The organism is Streptomyces sp. NBC_00690 (assembly GCF_036226685.1).
Taxonomy (GTDB): Bacteria; Actinomycetota; Actinomycetes; order Streptomycetales; family Streptomycetaceae; genus Streptomyces.
Genome location: NZ_CP109009.1, coordinates 2,338,949 through 2,353,120 on the forward strand (window position 1 = coordinate 2,338,949; position 14,172 = coordinate 2,353,120).

General features: G+C 69.1%; 11 protein-coding genes and 1 pseudogene. 2 read left to right on the top strand and 10 right to left on the bottom strand.

Annotated elements, in window-relative coordinates:
* Positions 1-136: 136 nt before the first annotated feature.
* The 7 genes from OID54_RS10345 to OID54_RS10375 all read right to left on the bottom strand — a co-directional run bounded on the left by OID54_RS10345 (position 137) and on the right by OID54_RS10375 (position 9,200).
* Positions 137-1,549 (bottom strand): lysine N(6)-hydroxylase/L-ornithine N(5)-oxygenase family protein, encoded by a 1,413-nt coding sequence (locus tag OID54_RS10345; RefSeq protein ID WP_329017210.1) that lies wholly within the window; start codon positions 1,547-1,549, stop codon positions 137-139.
* Entirely contained in the window at positions 1,546-3,033 is a 1,488-nt protein-coding gene (locus tag OID54_RS10350; RefSeq protein ID WP_329017213.1) for a pyridoxal phosphate-dependent decarboxylase family protein, read from the bottom strand. The genes OID54_RS10345 and OID54_RS10350 overlap by 4 nt, the downstream gene beginning before the upstream one ends.
* 310 nt (positions 3,034-3,343) lie before the next feature.
* Entirely contained in the window at positions 3,344-5,875 is a 2,532-nt protein-coding gene (gene pepN, locus OID54_RS10355; protein ID WP_329017216.1) for an aminopeptidase N, read from the bottom strand.
* Positions 5,876-6,276: 401 nt separating this feature from the next.
* A complete protein-coding gene (locus tag OID54_RS10360) occupies positions 6,277-6,681 on the bottom strand; it encodes a hypothetical protein (protein WP_329017218.1) in 405 nt (134 codons plus the stop codon).
* A 232-nt stretch (positions 6,682-6,913) separates the two neighbouring features.
* The gene (gene erm, locus OID54_RS10365) at positions 6,914-7,735 is read right to left on the bottom strand and encodes a 23S ribosomal RNA methyltransferase Erm (protein ID WP_329017220.1); all 822 of its coding nucleotides are present in this window, start codon (positions 7,733-7,735) and stop codon (positions 6,914-6,916) included.
* A gap of 242 nt (positions 7,736-7,977) precedes the next feature.
* A complete protein-coding gene (locus OID54_RS10370) occupies positions 7,978-8,304 on the bottom strand; it encodes a chorismate mutase (RefSeq protein ID WP_329017222.1) in 327 nt (108 codons plus the stop codon).
* Positions 8,305-8,315: 11 nt separating this feature from the next.
* Positions 8,316-9,200 (bottom strand): helix-turn-helix domain-containing protein, encoded by an 885-nt coding sequence (locus tag OID54_RS10375; protein WP_329017224.1) that lies wholly within the window; start codon positions 9,198-9,200, stop codon positions 8,316-8,318.
* Positions 9,201-9,314: 114 nt separating this feature from the next.
* On the opposite strand from OID54_RS10375, the gene OID54_RS10380 reads away from it, so the two are divergent.
* Positions 9,315-11,054, top strand: a complete 1,740-nt coding sequence (locus OID54_RS10380; protein ID WP_329017226.1) for a glycoside hydrolase family 35 protein — start codon at positions 9,315-9,317, stop codon at positions 11,052-11,054.
* 539 nt (positions 11,055-11,593) lie between these two features.
* On the opposite strand, the gene OID54_RS10385 is transcribed toward OID54_RS10380, so the two are convergent.
* Together OID54_RS10385 and OID54_RS10390 are read right to left on the bottom strand one after the other, a co-directional pair.
* Complete coding sequence (locus OID54_RS10385; RefSeq protein ID WP_329017228.1) at positions 11,594-11,806, bottom strand: DUF397 domain-containing protein; 213 nt, start codon at positions 11,804-11,806, stop codon at positions 11,594-11,596.
* Positions 11,790-12,671: pseudogene (locus OID54_RS10390) on the bottom strand (helix-turn-helix domain-containing protein). The gene OID54_RS10385 and the pseudogene OID54_RS10390 overlap by 17 nt, the downstream one beginning before the upstream one ends.
* Before the next feature lie 291 nt (positions 12,672-12,962).
* Between OID54_RS10390 and OID54_RS10395 the strand changes: the two are divergent.
* On the top strand, positions 12,963-13,379 hold the full coding sequence (locus OID54_RS10395; protein ID WP_329017231.1) for an ATP-binding protein: 417 nt from the start codon (positions 12,963-12,965) through the stop codon (positions 13,377-13,379).
* Between the two features lie 88 nt (positions 13,380-13,467).
* Here OID54_RS10395 and OID54_RS10400 read toward each other — a convergent pair whose 3' ends face one another.
* Complete coding sequence (locus tag OID54_RS10400) at positions 13,468-14,094, bottom strand: TetR/AcrR family transcriptional regulator (RefSeq protein ID WP_329017234.1); 627 nt, start codon at positions 14,092-14,094, stop codon at positions 13,468-13,470.
* Positions 14,095-14,172: the final 78 nt, after the last annotated feature.

A 14,172-nucleotide genomic window follows, 5' to 3' on the forward strand; every position in this document is an offset into this window, starting at 1 on the left:
ATGCTGACGGCTGGTGTCAGAAACACTGTCGCATCCGGCTCGGACATCCAGGAGCTCATCGGCGGGCCGGTGCGAGCGAGCACGCCCCGTCGCCCACGACTGCTTACCCGACGTGGACCCGACCGACTCCCGCGGCTCAGAAGCTCGGTGCGAGCGGGGTGAAGTGCATGCCCTGGGCGGGTACGCGGGGCGGAGCAGGCCGCTCCAGTCCGAAGCTGGTGAAGGCGGTGCGCCTGGGCAGCGGATAGGGCTCCTGGCCGGTCAGCGAGTTAAGGATGCTGGCACTGCGCCAGGCGGCGAGTCCCAGGTCGGGCGCGCCGACGCCGTGGGTGTGCGTCTCGGCGTTCTGTACGTAGACGGAGCCGGTCATGGTCTTGTCGGTGACCATCCGGTAGTCGGTGTCGATATGGGGACGCCCGGCGGCGTCCCGACGCAAGTAGGGGTCGATCCCGGCGAGGAGGAGGTCCACCGGGCGCTGGCGGTAGCCGGTGGCGAGGACGACCGCATCGGTCATCAGCCGTGATCGCGCGGCTTGTTGAAGGTGTTCCAGATGTAGTTCGATCTTGGTGGTGGCGACCCGGCCCGCCGTTCGGACGCGCACCCCCGGGGTGAGTACGGCGTCCGGCCAGCCGCCGTGCAGGGTGCGCCGGTAGAGCTCCTCGTGGATGTCGGCGATGGTCCCCGCGTCGATGCCCTTGTGGAGGTGCCACTGACCGAAGGCGACCTGGTCCCGGGTCTGTTCGGGGAGCGAGTGGAAGTAGCGGCTGTAGTCGGGGGTGAAGTGTTCGAGGCCGAGCTTGGAGTACTCCATCGGTGTGAACGCCTCGGTACGGGTCAGCCAGTGCACCCCCTCGCGCCCCACGGGCCGCTGGCGCAGTAGATCGAGGAAGATCTCCGCCCCCGACTGTCCGGAGCCGATCACCGTGATGTGTTCGGCGGCCAGCAGTCGATCGCGGTGGTCGAGGTAGTCGGCCGAGTGGATCACCGGTGCGGCCGGTGCGTCGACCAGGGGTCTCAGCGGTTCGGGTACATAGGGTTCGGTGCCGACCCCGAGGGCGATGTTCCGGGCGTAGGTGCGGCCCAGTGCCTCGGCCTCGCCGTCGGCGTCGAGTTGGGTGAAGTCGACTTCGAACAGTTGGCGGTCGGGATTCCAGCGCACGGCGTCGATCTGGTGGCCGAAGTGGAGCCCGGGCAGGCTGTGGCTCACCCAGCGGCAGTACGCCTCGTACTCGGCGCGGTGGATGTGGAACCGCTCGGCGAAGTAGAAGGGGAACAGCCGCTCACGGGAGCGGAGGTAGTTCAGGAAGCTCCAGGGGCTGGCGGGGTCGATGAGGCTCACCAGATCGGCGAGGAACGGGACCTGGACGCGGGCGCCTTCGATCAGCAGGCCCGGGTGCCAGCTGAAGTGGTGGCCCTGCTCGTAGAAGGCGGTGTGCAGGGGCTTGCGCAGGCCGTGGGCCAGTGCGGCGAGCGAGAGGTTGAACGGTCCGATGCCAATGCCCACGAGGTCGTGGGGCTGCTCGGCTTCGGCGGGGGGCATTGCGCTCATCGATGGGTGCCTTCCACGAGTTCGATCACGAGGTGGACCAGTCGGTGCAGGTCGTCCGCGGTGGTGTACGGGTTCAGGAGCGTCACTTTGAGCCAGAGGCGGCCGTCGATGCGGGCGCGGCCCAGAACGGCCCTGCCGCTGGTGAGGAGGGTGCGGCGAATGTCCGCGGTCTGTTCGTCCGTCGCACCGCGCGGCCGGAACAGTACGGTGCTGAGCGTGGGGCGGTCCCATAGTTCGAACCGGGTGTCCGCCGCGACCAGGGCGGCGAAGTCGCCGGCGCGCGCCACGGTGGCGTCCACCAACTCGGCGAGCCCGCTGCGGCCGAGGGCACGGAAGGTGACGGCGACCTTGAGCACGTCGGGGCGGCGCGTGGTCCGCAGGGACCGACCCAGGAGGTCGGGGAGGCCGGCTTCGGTGTCGTCGTCGGGATTGAGGTAGTCGGCGGTGATCGCGAGCGGGCCGAGCCGGGACCGGTCGCGCACCGCGAACAGTCCGGCCGCCACGGGCTGCCAGCCGAGTTTGTGCAGATCGAGGGTGACGGAGTCGGCGCGTTCCAGACCCGCGAGCGCAGGGCGGTGGCGCTCGCTGAACAGGAGCGGTCCGCCGTAGGCGGCGTCGACGTGGAGTTCGACGCCGTGCCGCTCGCACAGTGCGGCGACCTCGGGAAGGGGGTCGATGCGTCCGGTGTCGGTCGCCCCCGCCGTGGCCACCACCAGCCGGGGTCCGTGCAGTTCGGTCAGGGCCTCGTCGAGCGCGACCGGGTCGAGGGTGCCGCCACCCGCCGACACGACCACCGGCGCGGGCAGGCCCAGCAGCCAGGCGGCACGCTGTACGGAGTGGTGGGAGCCCGCACCGCAGATCACCTGGATCGCACCGTGGCGTTCACGGGCCAGCAGCAGGGCGAGTTGGTTGGACTCGGTGCCTCCGGTGGTGACGAGGGCGTCCGGATCGGGCGCATCGGGATAGACCTCGGCGGCAACCGCCTCGGTCACCACGCGCTCCAACTCGGAGGCCGTCGGAGCCTGGTCCCACGAGTCCAGGGACTGGTTGAGTGCGGACGCCGCAAGATCGGCGGCGACGGCGAGGGCGAGCGGTGGGGTGTGCAGATGTGCGGCGCACAGCGGGTCCGCGGGATCCGCGGCGCCGTACGCCATGGTCCGTACGAGCCGGTGCAGGGCGTCGCCCGCGCCGATGCCGTGGTCGGGCAGGACCGGTTCGGCGATCTGCTGGACCAGGGCTGCGACGCTCAGGGGGCCGCCCGGTGGGAGGGGGCCGCCGCGGTCGGCGGTGCCTTCCCTGAGGGCTTCGAGCACCAGACCGATGAGGGGACGGAGTGCGTCGGGGCCATGGGCCCCACCGGCGAGAGGAGCGGGCCAGGTGCTGAAGGCCCCCGGTTCCCCGGCGGCCGTACCGGTCTCGGGTGCCGTGCCGGGTGCGGCCGGTGCCGGTGACGAACTCGGGTCGGGTGCGCTCGACGTGCTCATGGGCGTCCTCCGCGGGCTGCGTGGGCGGGGCGACCCCGGTCAAAGGGGTGCGCGCCGTGCTCAACGAGTCCGGCATGGAGGAGGTTCGGCCCCCCGCGGGGAGCCTGGTCACACGGGCGCGTCGGAGCACTCGGCGCGGAGGGTGGCCACCCGGCGCACTTCCGGGCGCGGTCTGCTGTCGACGACAGCGGTCCGCCGCGGCGGGCAACGCGCTCGGAACGCACCCTGTGCGAAACGCAGACGAGCGGGCTGGACGAGCAAGACCGAAGTCCTGGGGGCTGACCGACAGCCGGTCAGCCCCCGGAGCCGATCACGTGGTGGGGTCGACCCCCCGTACCGCCAGTGCTCGGCGCAGGTCGTCCAGTTGGTCGGAGAGGCTACGGCGCAGGGCGGGGATCATCTGGGCGTCCCGCAGACATGTCTCGCCCAGCTCCCGGGCCTCGTCGTCCACCGCGTGCAGCGGGAAGGCGTACCGGCCGGCGGCCTCCGCTATCGCCGGACCCCTGCGGTCCGCCAGGGCGACCGTGTCGGGGTAGTAGCGCACGAGGTACGGGGCGACCAGTTCGGCCTGTTCGGGTTGCCAGAAGCCCTGGGCCGTCGCACGGAACAGGTAGTTCGAGAGGTCGTCGGAGGCGAAAAGCCGCTCCCAGGCGATTTCCTTCGCTTCCGGTGTCGGCAGGGCGGAGCGACATCGAGCCGCGCCCTGCTGGCCGGTGGCGCTCGGGTCGGTTTCGAGTTCGGCGGCGATCGCGGCCTCGTCCGTCTCACCGAGGACGGCGAGCCGGTACAGGATGCGCCAACGCAGCTCGGGATCGAGTTCCGGTCCGCCGATCACGCTGCCTTCGGCGAGCCATTCCTGGATCGCCTCCGGCTGGGCCGCCGCGTCGATGAAGTGACGTACGGCGATCAGTCGCAGCCCCGGGTCGCTGCCGTCCTCGGTGCGCCGCATCAGTCCGCGGCAGATGTCCCGGATCGCACCGAGTGCGGCGGACCGTTCAGCGGCCGGTACATAGCGGTCCGCGACCTGACCGGCGGCGAAGGCGAGGACGCCTTGGGCGATCGCCAGGTCCGTTTCCCGGGGCAACTGCGTCCGGGCAGCCTCCAGATAGGCCCTGGGGGCGAGTTCTCCGTCGCGGACCATGTCACGGGCCGCGTTCCAGATGACGGCGCGGGTCAGGGCGTCCGGGACGTACGACAGGATGCGTACCGCGGTCTCCCAGGAGCCGGGGTCGAGTCGGATCTTCGTGTAGGTGGTGTCGTTGTCGTTGAGGACGACGAGCGCGGGGCGTCGGCCGGGGTGCTGCTCGGCGGCGCCGTCCCTCTGCGGGATGTCCAGTTCGTAGCGATTACGCAGGACGACTCGGGTCGGGTCGACAGGGTCGATGTCGTACGCGCCGACGGCGATGCGGTGCGGGCGGCTGCCCTGGTGGTCGACGGCGAGCGACCAGGTGCCGGGGGCTTCGGTGACGGTGGGCGTGAGGGTGTCGACGCCGGTGGTGCGCAGCCAGGACTCGGCCCAGGCGGGTAGGTCGCGGTCGGTGGCCTGCGACAGGGAGTCGATGAAGTCGGCGAGGGTCGCATTGCCGAACTTGTGGCGCGCGAAGTGGATGTTGATGCCGGCGAGGAAGTCCTTCTCCCCCATCCAGGTCACCAGCTGCCGCAGTGCGGAAGCTCCCTTGGCGTAGGAGATGCCGTCGAAGTTGAGGAGGGCGGCGGCGGTGTCCGGGACGGCGTCCGGGTCCGGGGAGACGGGATGGGTGGAGGGCCGCTGGTCGGCGTCGTACCCCCAGCCCTTGCGGGCGACGGCGAAGTCGACCCAGGTGTCGGTGAAGCGGGTGGCTTCGGTGAGGATCTGGAAGCCCATGTACTCGGCGAAGGACTCGTTCAGCCAGAGGTCGTCCCACCAGACCATGGTGACCAGGTCGCCGAACCACATATGGGCCATCTCATGGGCGATGACCATCGCCCGCGTCTGACGCTCGGTGTCGGTGACGGCCGAGCGGAAGACCAGTTCCTCGCGGAAGGTGACCAGCCCGGGGTTCTCCATCGCGCCCGCGTTGAACTCGGGGACGAACGCCTGGTCGTACGAGTCGAAGGGGTAGGGCTCCTCGAACTTCTCGTGGTACCGGTCGTAGCACTGCCGGGTGATCTCGAAGAGTTCGTCCGTGTCCGCGTCGAGGTAGGGCGCGAGCGAGCGGCGACAGTGGAGACCGAAGGGCAGCCCGGCGTGTTCGGTGCGTACGGAGTGCCAGGGTCCGGCGGCGATCGCGATGAGATAGGTGGAGAGCAGGGTGGTGGTGGCGCAGCTCCACTTGCCGTCGCCGTGGTGGGTCGCGACACCGTTGCCGAGGACGCTCCAGCCGTCGGGGGCGGTCACCGACACGTCGAAGACGGCCTTGAGGTCCGGCTGGTCGAAGGCGGAGAAGACGCGCTGGACGTCGTCCAGGAAAAGTGTGGTGTAGACGTAGGTCTCGCCGTCGGCGGGGTCGGTGAAGTGGTGCATTCCCTCGCCGGTGCGCGAGTAGTGCATGTCCGCCTCGACGCGCAGTTCGTGCTCCCCCTGGGTGAGCCCGGGCAGCGGGAAGCGGTTGCCGTCGAGCGCGGCGGGGTCGAGCGGATGTCCGTCCAGCGTTACGGAGTGCAGTGCGGCCGGCTTGACCTCGACGAAGGTGTCCCCGTCCGCGCGGGCGGTGAAGTGTATGACGGTGGTGGAGCCGAAGGTCTCTGTCTCTTTCCCGGGAGGGACCCCCGCCCCGGCGGTGAGGTCGAGATCCACGGTGTAGCGGTGGACGTCGAGAAGCTGTGCACGAGTCTGCGCTTCGTCGCGCGTGAGTACGGACATGGGTGCCATGCTGCCTGATCCACGGGGCCGAGCACATGGGGTATCGGTTGCGCTTTGAGCGCACGTCGGCGTCGCATAAAGGGCTGGCACGCCTCATTTCGATTGTGTGGTGTCCCGCGTGTCCCGGGAGCAACTGGTGGGAGTCGCAGACGCCCGCTCATCCCTCTCGTGCGACGGCGCCCGCGTGCACCCTCGCGGGCCGTGATGGAGCCGGGTGCCGGTCGGCCCTCCCGTGTCTGGGGAGGGAAGCCGACCGGCCGTCCCCGCACCCCGGCTCGGACGGGGGCGGAACGGATCACGGCACGGGAAGGCATTGCCCTTCGGCGGGCCGCGCCTTTTCAGGCCGGGGAGGCGGTGGCACGGACACCCGAAACGTGATGTGCACGTTCGTGCGGCGGCGGTCAGCCCCAGTCAACACAGGAGTTCAGATAGGTGTCGCCCTCGAACCGGGCGATCTCCACACCGACCTTGAAGATCCCGTTGGGGTGCGAGGCGCTCGTCTCACGCACGAACGTGCGTCCGGCGCCGCTGGTGTTCTTGTGCCAACCCCATTTGACCGTGGTGCCGCTGACCGTCTTCGACAGGAAGCGAACCCTCGCGTGGTGGCCGTCGGCCCGCGAGTCCGTCACGCTCAAGGTGAGGTCGACCCTGTCGGGGCCGTGCCAGTTCATGACACGGGCGCCGCCGTCGGCACCGGTGGTGAAGCAGTGCCTGTACGCGGTGATCGCGGCGGCTGGGCTTGCCATCGCCGCGGTCAGAGCCAGCGACGCCACTACGGTTCCGGCAGCGGCCAGTTTCCTCTTCATCTCTTCCCACCTTCTTCGTCGTGGGCGCCAGTCTTTCCTCCTGTGAGCCGGGCGTTCCATGCCAATGCGTGCCGAAGACTTGTGGCTGAGTGACCTGCGTTCCGGACCGCGCGGGCAGATGCGGCGCACGAGCCGGAGGGTTTGCGCCGTAGCAGAAGGCGACTCCGAAAACCGCCTGTGGAGCGGTCGGCGTCCTGCCCCGGGCAGGACGCCGACCTCGGATCAGGTCAGGTCAGCGACGCCCGCGCTGGCGCGGTGACCCCGCTCGCCGTGCCCCCCGGTGATCGCTGTGGAGCCGGAACAGATCCGCCCACTGCTCCGCGTCGAGGTCCTTGGGCAGTTGTCGGGGGCGGATGCCGTGCCGTTGCACCCACTGCCCGATGTGATGGCCGGGCAGGCCCGGCGCCGCGCCGGCGATGATCTCGGGCAGGGTGCGCCCCCGGCCGGTGAACACGCGGTGGGCGAGATCCTGGTACTCACGGCGAGCCGGGTGCGGCAGAAGCGGGCGGTCACGGCGGGTGATGGTCATCAGCCCGCCGTCGACGGTGGGCCGTGGGCGAAACGCCGTCGACGGCACTCGGGCGACCAGTCCGAAGCGGTACCACGGCCACCACTGGGCCGTCATCAACGTCGCCCCGCCCACCGCGGCCCGCCGCCGGGCCACCTCCCACTGCACCAGCAGCACCGCATCGGTCCAGTCGGGCGAGGTGAGGATGTGGCGGAGCATCGGGGTCGTCTCATGGAAGGGAAGGTTCCCAACGAGGACGTGCGGGCTGGTCGGGGCCTGGTAGCGGAGGAAGTCACCGGGGACGACGGTGGTGCGCCCCCGGGTGCGCCGCGCAAGCCGGGCGGCATGCCTGGGGTCGATCTCGATACCGGTGAGGGGACGTCCCAGGGTCTCCAGCGGCAGCGTCAGTGCGCCGTCGCCGCTGCCGATCTCGATGATCGGTCCTTCGGTACGGGCGACGAGGTCAATGACGGTGGTGATGGTGGTGCGGTCGGTGAGGAAATTCTGACCGAGTTCATGACGGCCAGAACGGTGGTGCGTGGGCACAGGATCTCCGCGACTTCGAGGTGATCCGGGCAGCACGGGATGCCGCTCGGAGATGACTCACGGAAGCGGCGGAGCGATTCGGGAGGTGAGGACGATCCGCCGCTAGGCGCGGCGCAGCCTCATCACTGCGATCCCACAGGAGATTCCACACATGGGGGCGAGCCTAGGCGGGCGGTGGTGGGGGCTCGCAACTCATTTTCGGCGCCCGAGAGGCGGCGGGCGCCGGTGCACTAGCCGGGGCGCTAGGGCTGGTGCGCGCCGCCCGGGTTGGCCGCGATCGTCTCATGGTGACGGATCACCTCGGCGATGATGAAGTTGAGCAACTTCTCCGCGAACGCCGGGTCGAGCCGGGCATCCTCCGAGAGGCTGCGCAGCCGCTCGATCTGGCGGGACTCGCGCGCCGGGTCAGCGGCCGGGAGTTGGTGGTGCGCCTTGAGATGACCGACCTGCTGGGTGCACTTGAAGCGCTCGGCGAGCATATAGACGAGGGCGGCGTCGATGTTGTCGATGCTTCCGCGCAGCCGATCCAGCTCGGCCCGTACGTTCTCGTCGATGTCCCTGGTCGTCATGGTTGGTGAGCTTACGTGGACCGGGTGCTGATGGTGGGCGGGTGTTCAGGGTCTGGGATGCGGTCGCTCCAGCCCCCCGGTACGGAACGTCCCTGCTGCTCACGGAAGCGGACGGGCGCGGTGCCCACACGCCGGGTGAACAGCCGGGAGAAGTACGCGGGGTCCTCGTAGCCGACGCGGCGGGCGATGGATGCGACGGAGAGTTCGGTGGCGGCGAGGAGCTCTCGGGCCCGTCTCAGTCGGATGGAGAGCAGATAGTCCTTGGGGCTGCATCCCGCGCCCCGGCGCACGGCGGTGCGCAGTTCGGCCGGGGTCATCCCGTGCCGGGCGGCGTGCTCGGCGACGGACAGGGGTTGGAAGGCGTCCCGGGCCAGCGCGGTGAGCACGGGGTCGCCTGCGGGGCTGGTGTCGGCGCGGGCGCGGCGCAGGGCGACGAGGAGTTCATGGACGGCAGCCGCGGTTTCGACCTCCAGGAGGGGGTTTCCCCGGCGGGCGGCCCGGGCGATCCGGCCGATCGCGGCGCGTGGTCCCGCCGCGTCCGAGAGCGGGACCACGGGCAGGTCAGGGTCGATGTAGCCGAGTTCGGTGTACGTGTCGGTCGCGGGGCCGTCGAAGTCGACGAAGCTCTCGTCCCAGCCGCCGGGGTCGGGTCCGTAGTGGTGGGGGACGCCGGGGGTGATCCAGATCAGGGCGGGTGCGGTGACGGCGAGGCGCTGCCCGTCGGGCGCGCGGAACCAGCCGCTCCCCGAGCTGATCACCACGGCCACATGGTGGTCCAGCGTGCGCGGCCCCACGGTCGGAAGGCTGCCGTGTTGTAGACCGACACCGAGGCAGACCAGACCGAGCCGACGATGGACCGCACCTGGGGTGAAGTAACGCATCCAGGTGTGATACATCCGCCTTTGCCCCTTCTTGGCTGATCGTCTGCGCTTCTCCGCGCTCGCTTGTGTCCAAACAGTGCCGATCTTTGTCCATGGACCGGTCGGCCGCCAGGGGTCAAAGGTGGGCAGGTGGCTGAATTCGGCGTGGGTGAGACGGACTTTCTGCTCGATGGACGGCCGGTGCGGCTGCTCTCGGGCGCGCTGCACTACTTCCGAGTACACGAGGGGCAGTGGGACCACCGGTTGGCGATGCTCCGCGCGATGGGCCTGAACTGCGTGGAGACGTACGTTCCGTGGAATCTCCACGAGCCCGCCCGCGGCGAGTACACGGATGTGGAGGCGCTGGGCCGGTTCCTCGATGCCGCACAGAAGGCGGGTCTGTGGGCGATCGTGCGCCCGGGGCCGTACATCTGCGCCGAGTGGGAGAACGGCGGATTGCCGATGTGGCTGACCGGACTGGTCGGCCGACGGGTGCGCACCGACGACGCCGAATACCTGGCGGCCGTGGACGGTTGGTTCACCACACTCCTCCCCCAGGTCGTGGAGCGCCAGATCGACCGCGGCGGCCCGGTGATCATGGTCCAGGCGGAGAACGAGTACGGGAGCTACGGCAGCGACCACGGCTATCTGCGGCACGTGGCGGACGTCCTGCGCGACTGCGGGGTGAGCGTCCCGCTGTTCACGTCGGACGGGCCCGAGGACCACATGCTCACCGGCGGTTCGCTGCCGGACGTGCTCGCCACCGTCAACTTCGGGTCGGGCGCCATGGACGCCTTCGCCGCCCTGCGCCGCCACCGGCCGACGGGACCGCTGATGTGCATGGAGTTCTGGTGCGGCTGGTTCGCCCACTGGGGCGACGAGTGCGTGACCCGGGACGCGGCGCAGGCAGCGAAGGAACTCCGCGAGATCCTGGAGCTGGGCGGCTCGGTCAACCTCTACATGGCGCACGGCGGTACCAACTTCGCCGGCTGGGCGGGCGCCAACCGGGCCGGCACCCTGCACGACGGACTGTTGGAACCGACGGTGACGTCCTACGACTACGACGCACCGATCGACGAGTCGGGACGTCCGACGGCGAAGTTCTGGGCCTTCCGGGAGGTCTTCGCCGAATACGCCGAGGAGCCGCTACCCGAGGTCCCGCCCGCTCCCCCGCTCCTGGGCACGGGTCTCGATGTGCGTCCGGCCGACTGGTCACCGCTCGATGCCGTCCTGGACGCGGTCGGCGACCCGGAGACGATGACCCCGACCCCGCCGACGTTCGAGGAGTTGGGCGTGGACCGCGGCCTGGTCCGCTACCGGGTCCGGGTACCTGGTCCGCGCCGACCGTATCCGCTGCGCGCCTCCGGGCTGCGCGACCGGGCGGTGGTGTACGTGGACGGCGTACGGACCGGGGTCCTCAGCGAGGACCACGAAACCCTCCCCGACCTGGTCCCGGGCCCTGCCGAGGTGGACTTCTGGGTGGAGTCGCAGGGCCGGGTCAACTACGGTCCGCGCCTGGGCGAACCGAAGGGCATCACGGGTGGCGTGCTGCACGAGCGCCAGTATCTGCACGGTGTACGGGCACGGGGTCTACGGCTGGCTTCGTTCACCCCGGAAGCGGTTGAGAGTGTGTCGTTCCTGCCCGCGGAATCGGGCGGGCCGGGCCTGTACCGCGCCTCGGTGGAGATCGAGGCGCCCGGGGACGCCCGGGTCGAACTGCCCGGGTGGACCCGGGGCTTCCTCTGGGTAAACGGCTTCTGCCTGGGCCGGTACTGGTGGGTCGGCCCCCAACAGGGCCTGTTCCTGCCGGGGTCGGTGCTCAGACAGGGCACGAACGACATCTGGGTCCTGGAGCTGGAGGAGGCGGGGGCAGGAATCACCCTGCGCTGACCGGCCTCACCCGGATATTTGCTGCTGCTGAATGAAGGTCTCTCTCATCACATGACAATCCACCCATAATCGTTGACCGCGACGGAGACTGCTTCCTACGCTCAAGTCAACGCGGTGCGGCGCACGGTTTTTGATCTCCCCGTCCGGGACTCCCGGACCGTCCGGAGGAGTGTCCGTGAGAACTGGCACCAAGCTCCCATCCAAGAAGCGTGCGCTCAGCATCCTGGTGACGGTGCTCCCGCTGGTGATGCTGGCGGGAACGACCACGTCCGCGCGGGGCTCACCACTGCGGGCACTCCGTGAACGACCGAACCCAAGCCCGGAGCCGAGATGTACGGCCGCCGTGACGGGGCGCGTCGACTCCGCGTACCGCCAGTGCGGAGTCAGCGGCGGACATTGGGTCCGCCCACCCCGCCCACGAGAACGCTGATCCCCACCCGTTCACACCGACCGCGCCCCTCCCTCACGCAGGGACACCCCCGTCCCCCCACACGCCTCGCCCCCGATGCCTGGTGCTCCGCATCGGGGGCGAGGTCCGTTCACAGGCCCGGGCGGGCCTTGATCTCGTCTATGAAGTCGGCCCACGCGTGAGCGGGAATGAGGAGAGCAGGGCCATGGGGGTTCTTGCTGTCCCTCACCGGCAACAGGCCGACGTGGAGATGTGCCACCTCGACGCAGGCAGCGCCGTCCCCATTGCTATAGCTGGACTTGCGCCAGCCGGTGAGCACTGAGGACTCAGGAACGGTCGTCATCTTCATATCCTTCTTCGTACCCCTTCAGGTAACTGCGGAGGAGGTCGAGCGACTCCCTCTCCGGCAGAGCCATGGAGCGAGCCACGTCGAAGCGCTGGGTCAGACCGAGAACGCCTTTTGGCGACTCGACCAGTTCGCCGGAAATAAAGCTCTCTGCGTACCCGAGCGTAGCGCCGCTTGCCAGGGTCAGGAGGCTCAGACTCCCACCCAGCAGGGGGTGCTGGCCACGGGCAAAGGGCAAGATCTGAACCGAGATGTTCCAACTCTGAGCAGCCGTGAGAAGGTGAGCGATTTGGCCAGCCATGCAGCTCATTCGACCCATGGGGCGCTTAACGGCCGCCTCATCCATGATGGCCCAGTAGAGCAGCGGTTCTTCACGCTCAAAGATCTGCTTGCGCCGCATCCGCGTGCCAACCCGGCTTTCAACGTCATCCCCCGCAAATCCGGGAAGCGACGCTTAGAACAGGGCACGAGCGTAACCCTCGGTTTGAAGTAGACCTGGCACCAGGCTGCACTCAAAAACCTGAATTCGGGCGGCGCTCTTTTCGCTTTCCACGATCGTTCGCCCATAGTCAGGAATCGTCGAGTCCTGAGCCATGTCCAGGAGTTCGACGAACAATCCGTGGGTGCGGAAATGGGCATCCAACGCCTGAGCCAGTGCCTCCGACGGTAACTGCTCCCCGCGCTCCACCCGGCTGAGATATGTGTGCGGATACGTCACCCGCTCCGCGAGCGCGCGCTGTGACAGGCCCTCTTCCATCCGCAGGCGCTGCAAGCGACGCCCCAGCACCGTGCGCGGAGTGGGTTTCCCGCCGTCCTCGTTGTTTAGCTCCACGATCGAACTCACCTTCAATTCCCTGTCCACAGAGACCCTTTGGTGACAGGCAGAACAGGTACCTGACGTGCCCTTTCATCGATGGTAGTAGCGACGCCTCGGCAGCCGGGGCGGAATCTCTCGCTCGATATATCTGGCCACAACGAGAACCCCCGCAACCGGTTGAGCGGCGCGGGGGTATTGGCCAACGCTTGAAAGGAGCGTCGGCATGACCAACGCTATCGACCACTTCCCCGCTCTACGCCTTTCCGCCTCCCCAACGTCCGAAGACCGGTCTCCGATGACGCAAAAGTCCGCCCCCGGGACTGCCGGGGCCGTTCGATGAGCGAGACCTGTGGCAGCGCCTTCACCTTGTCCCGATGGCGGCCGACTCCCCGTAGCGTCGGGCAGGCCAGGACCGAATTCCGGGAAGTCCTCAACGGCTGGGGACTCGCCCCCATCGAACAGGCCGCGCTGATCGTGCTCTCGGAGTTGCTGACCAATGCCGTGCGGCACGCACGCGTACCCGGGCGGGACATCGAGACCCGCTATCTGCCGCTCTGGCGCGGGGTGCGGATCGAAGTGCATGACGCTTCCGAGGTACGGCCGCGGCTGACCGTACCCGCGGTGGATGCGACAGGAGGCAGGGGGCTTCCGCTGGTGGCGGCTCTCTCCGATGCCTGGGGCGTCGCCTCGCGCACTGGCCCCGGGAAGATCGTCTGGGCCGAGCTGACCCTCCCGGAGCTGTCCAGCGGATGAGGTACGCACCCCTGGCCGTGGTCATGATCCGACGTACGGCCAGGGGCGCAGGCGTGTGTCCGAGGTGTGTACGGACCGGGCCCGCACCCTACGAGGTGAAAGCCCCCACCGGCAGGCCGAGTTCGCGTTCCGCGACGATGAAGACGAGTTCTTCGACCGTGCCGTAGTTGACGGCCTTGCGCATGGCGGCCTGGACGCTGAGCCCGTCGAGTACGGCGAGGATGCGCGAGGCGCTGACCCGGGGGTCGGCCGAGGTGAAGTCGCCGGATTCGATGCCCTCGTCGATCAGGCCGGCCAGTTGCTCGACGTCCGCACCCATCCGGGCGGCGACCGCGCTGTGCAGTGCGGGCCGTTTGCGGCCCAGCCTCCAGGCATCCAGCCAGAGCAGGTTCATCCGGTCGCGATCTCCGGCGGTGTGGAACCGCAGCAGGGCGAGCAGCCGGTCGACCGGTAGCTCCGCCGTCTCGACGACGGCGTCGATCTCGCGGCTCTCCGCCACGGCGGCTGCCGTGAACGCTTCGGCGAGCAGGCTGTCAACCGAGGGGAAGTAGTGGCTGACCAGGCTGCCTGCCACCCCCAGCCGGTCGGCGACGCTCCGGAGCGTGATGTGTTCCAGCCCCTCGCTCAGGGCCAGGGCCGAGGCTGCGGCCACGATCTCCGCGCGCCGGTCTTCGGCGGACTTCCGACGGACTTTGGCTCTAGGGGTTGACGTCACGGGGAGGACTCTATTGACTGCTCGCTCAACAGGCAATTGAGCACATGCTCAATAAGGCTCTGCACCAGTTCAGGAGCG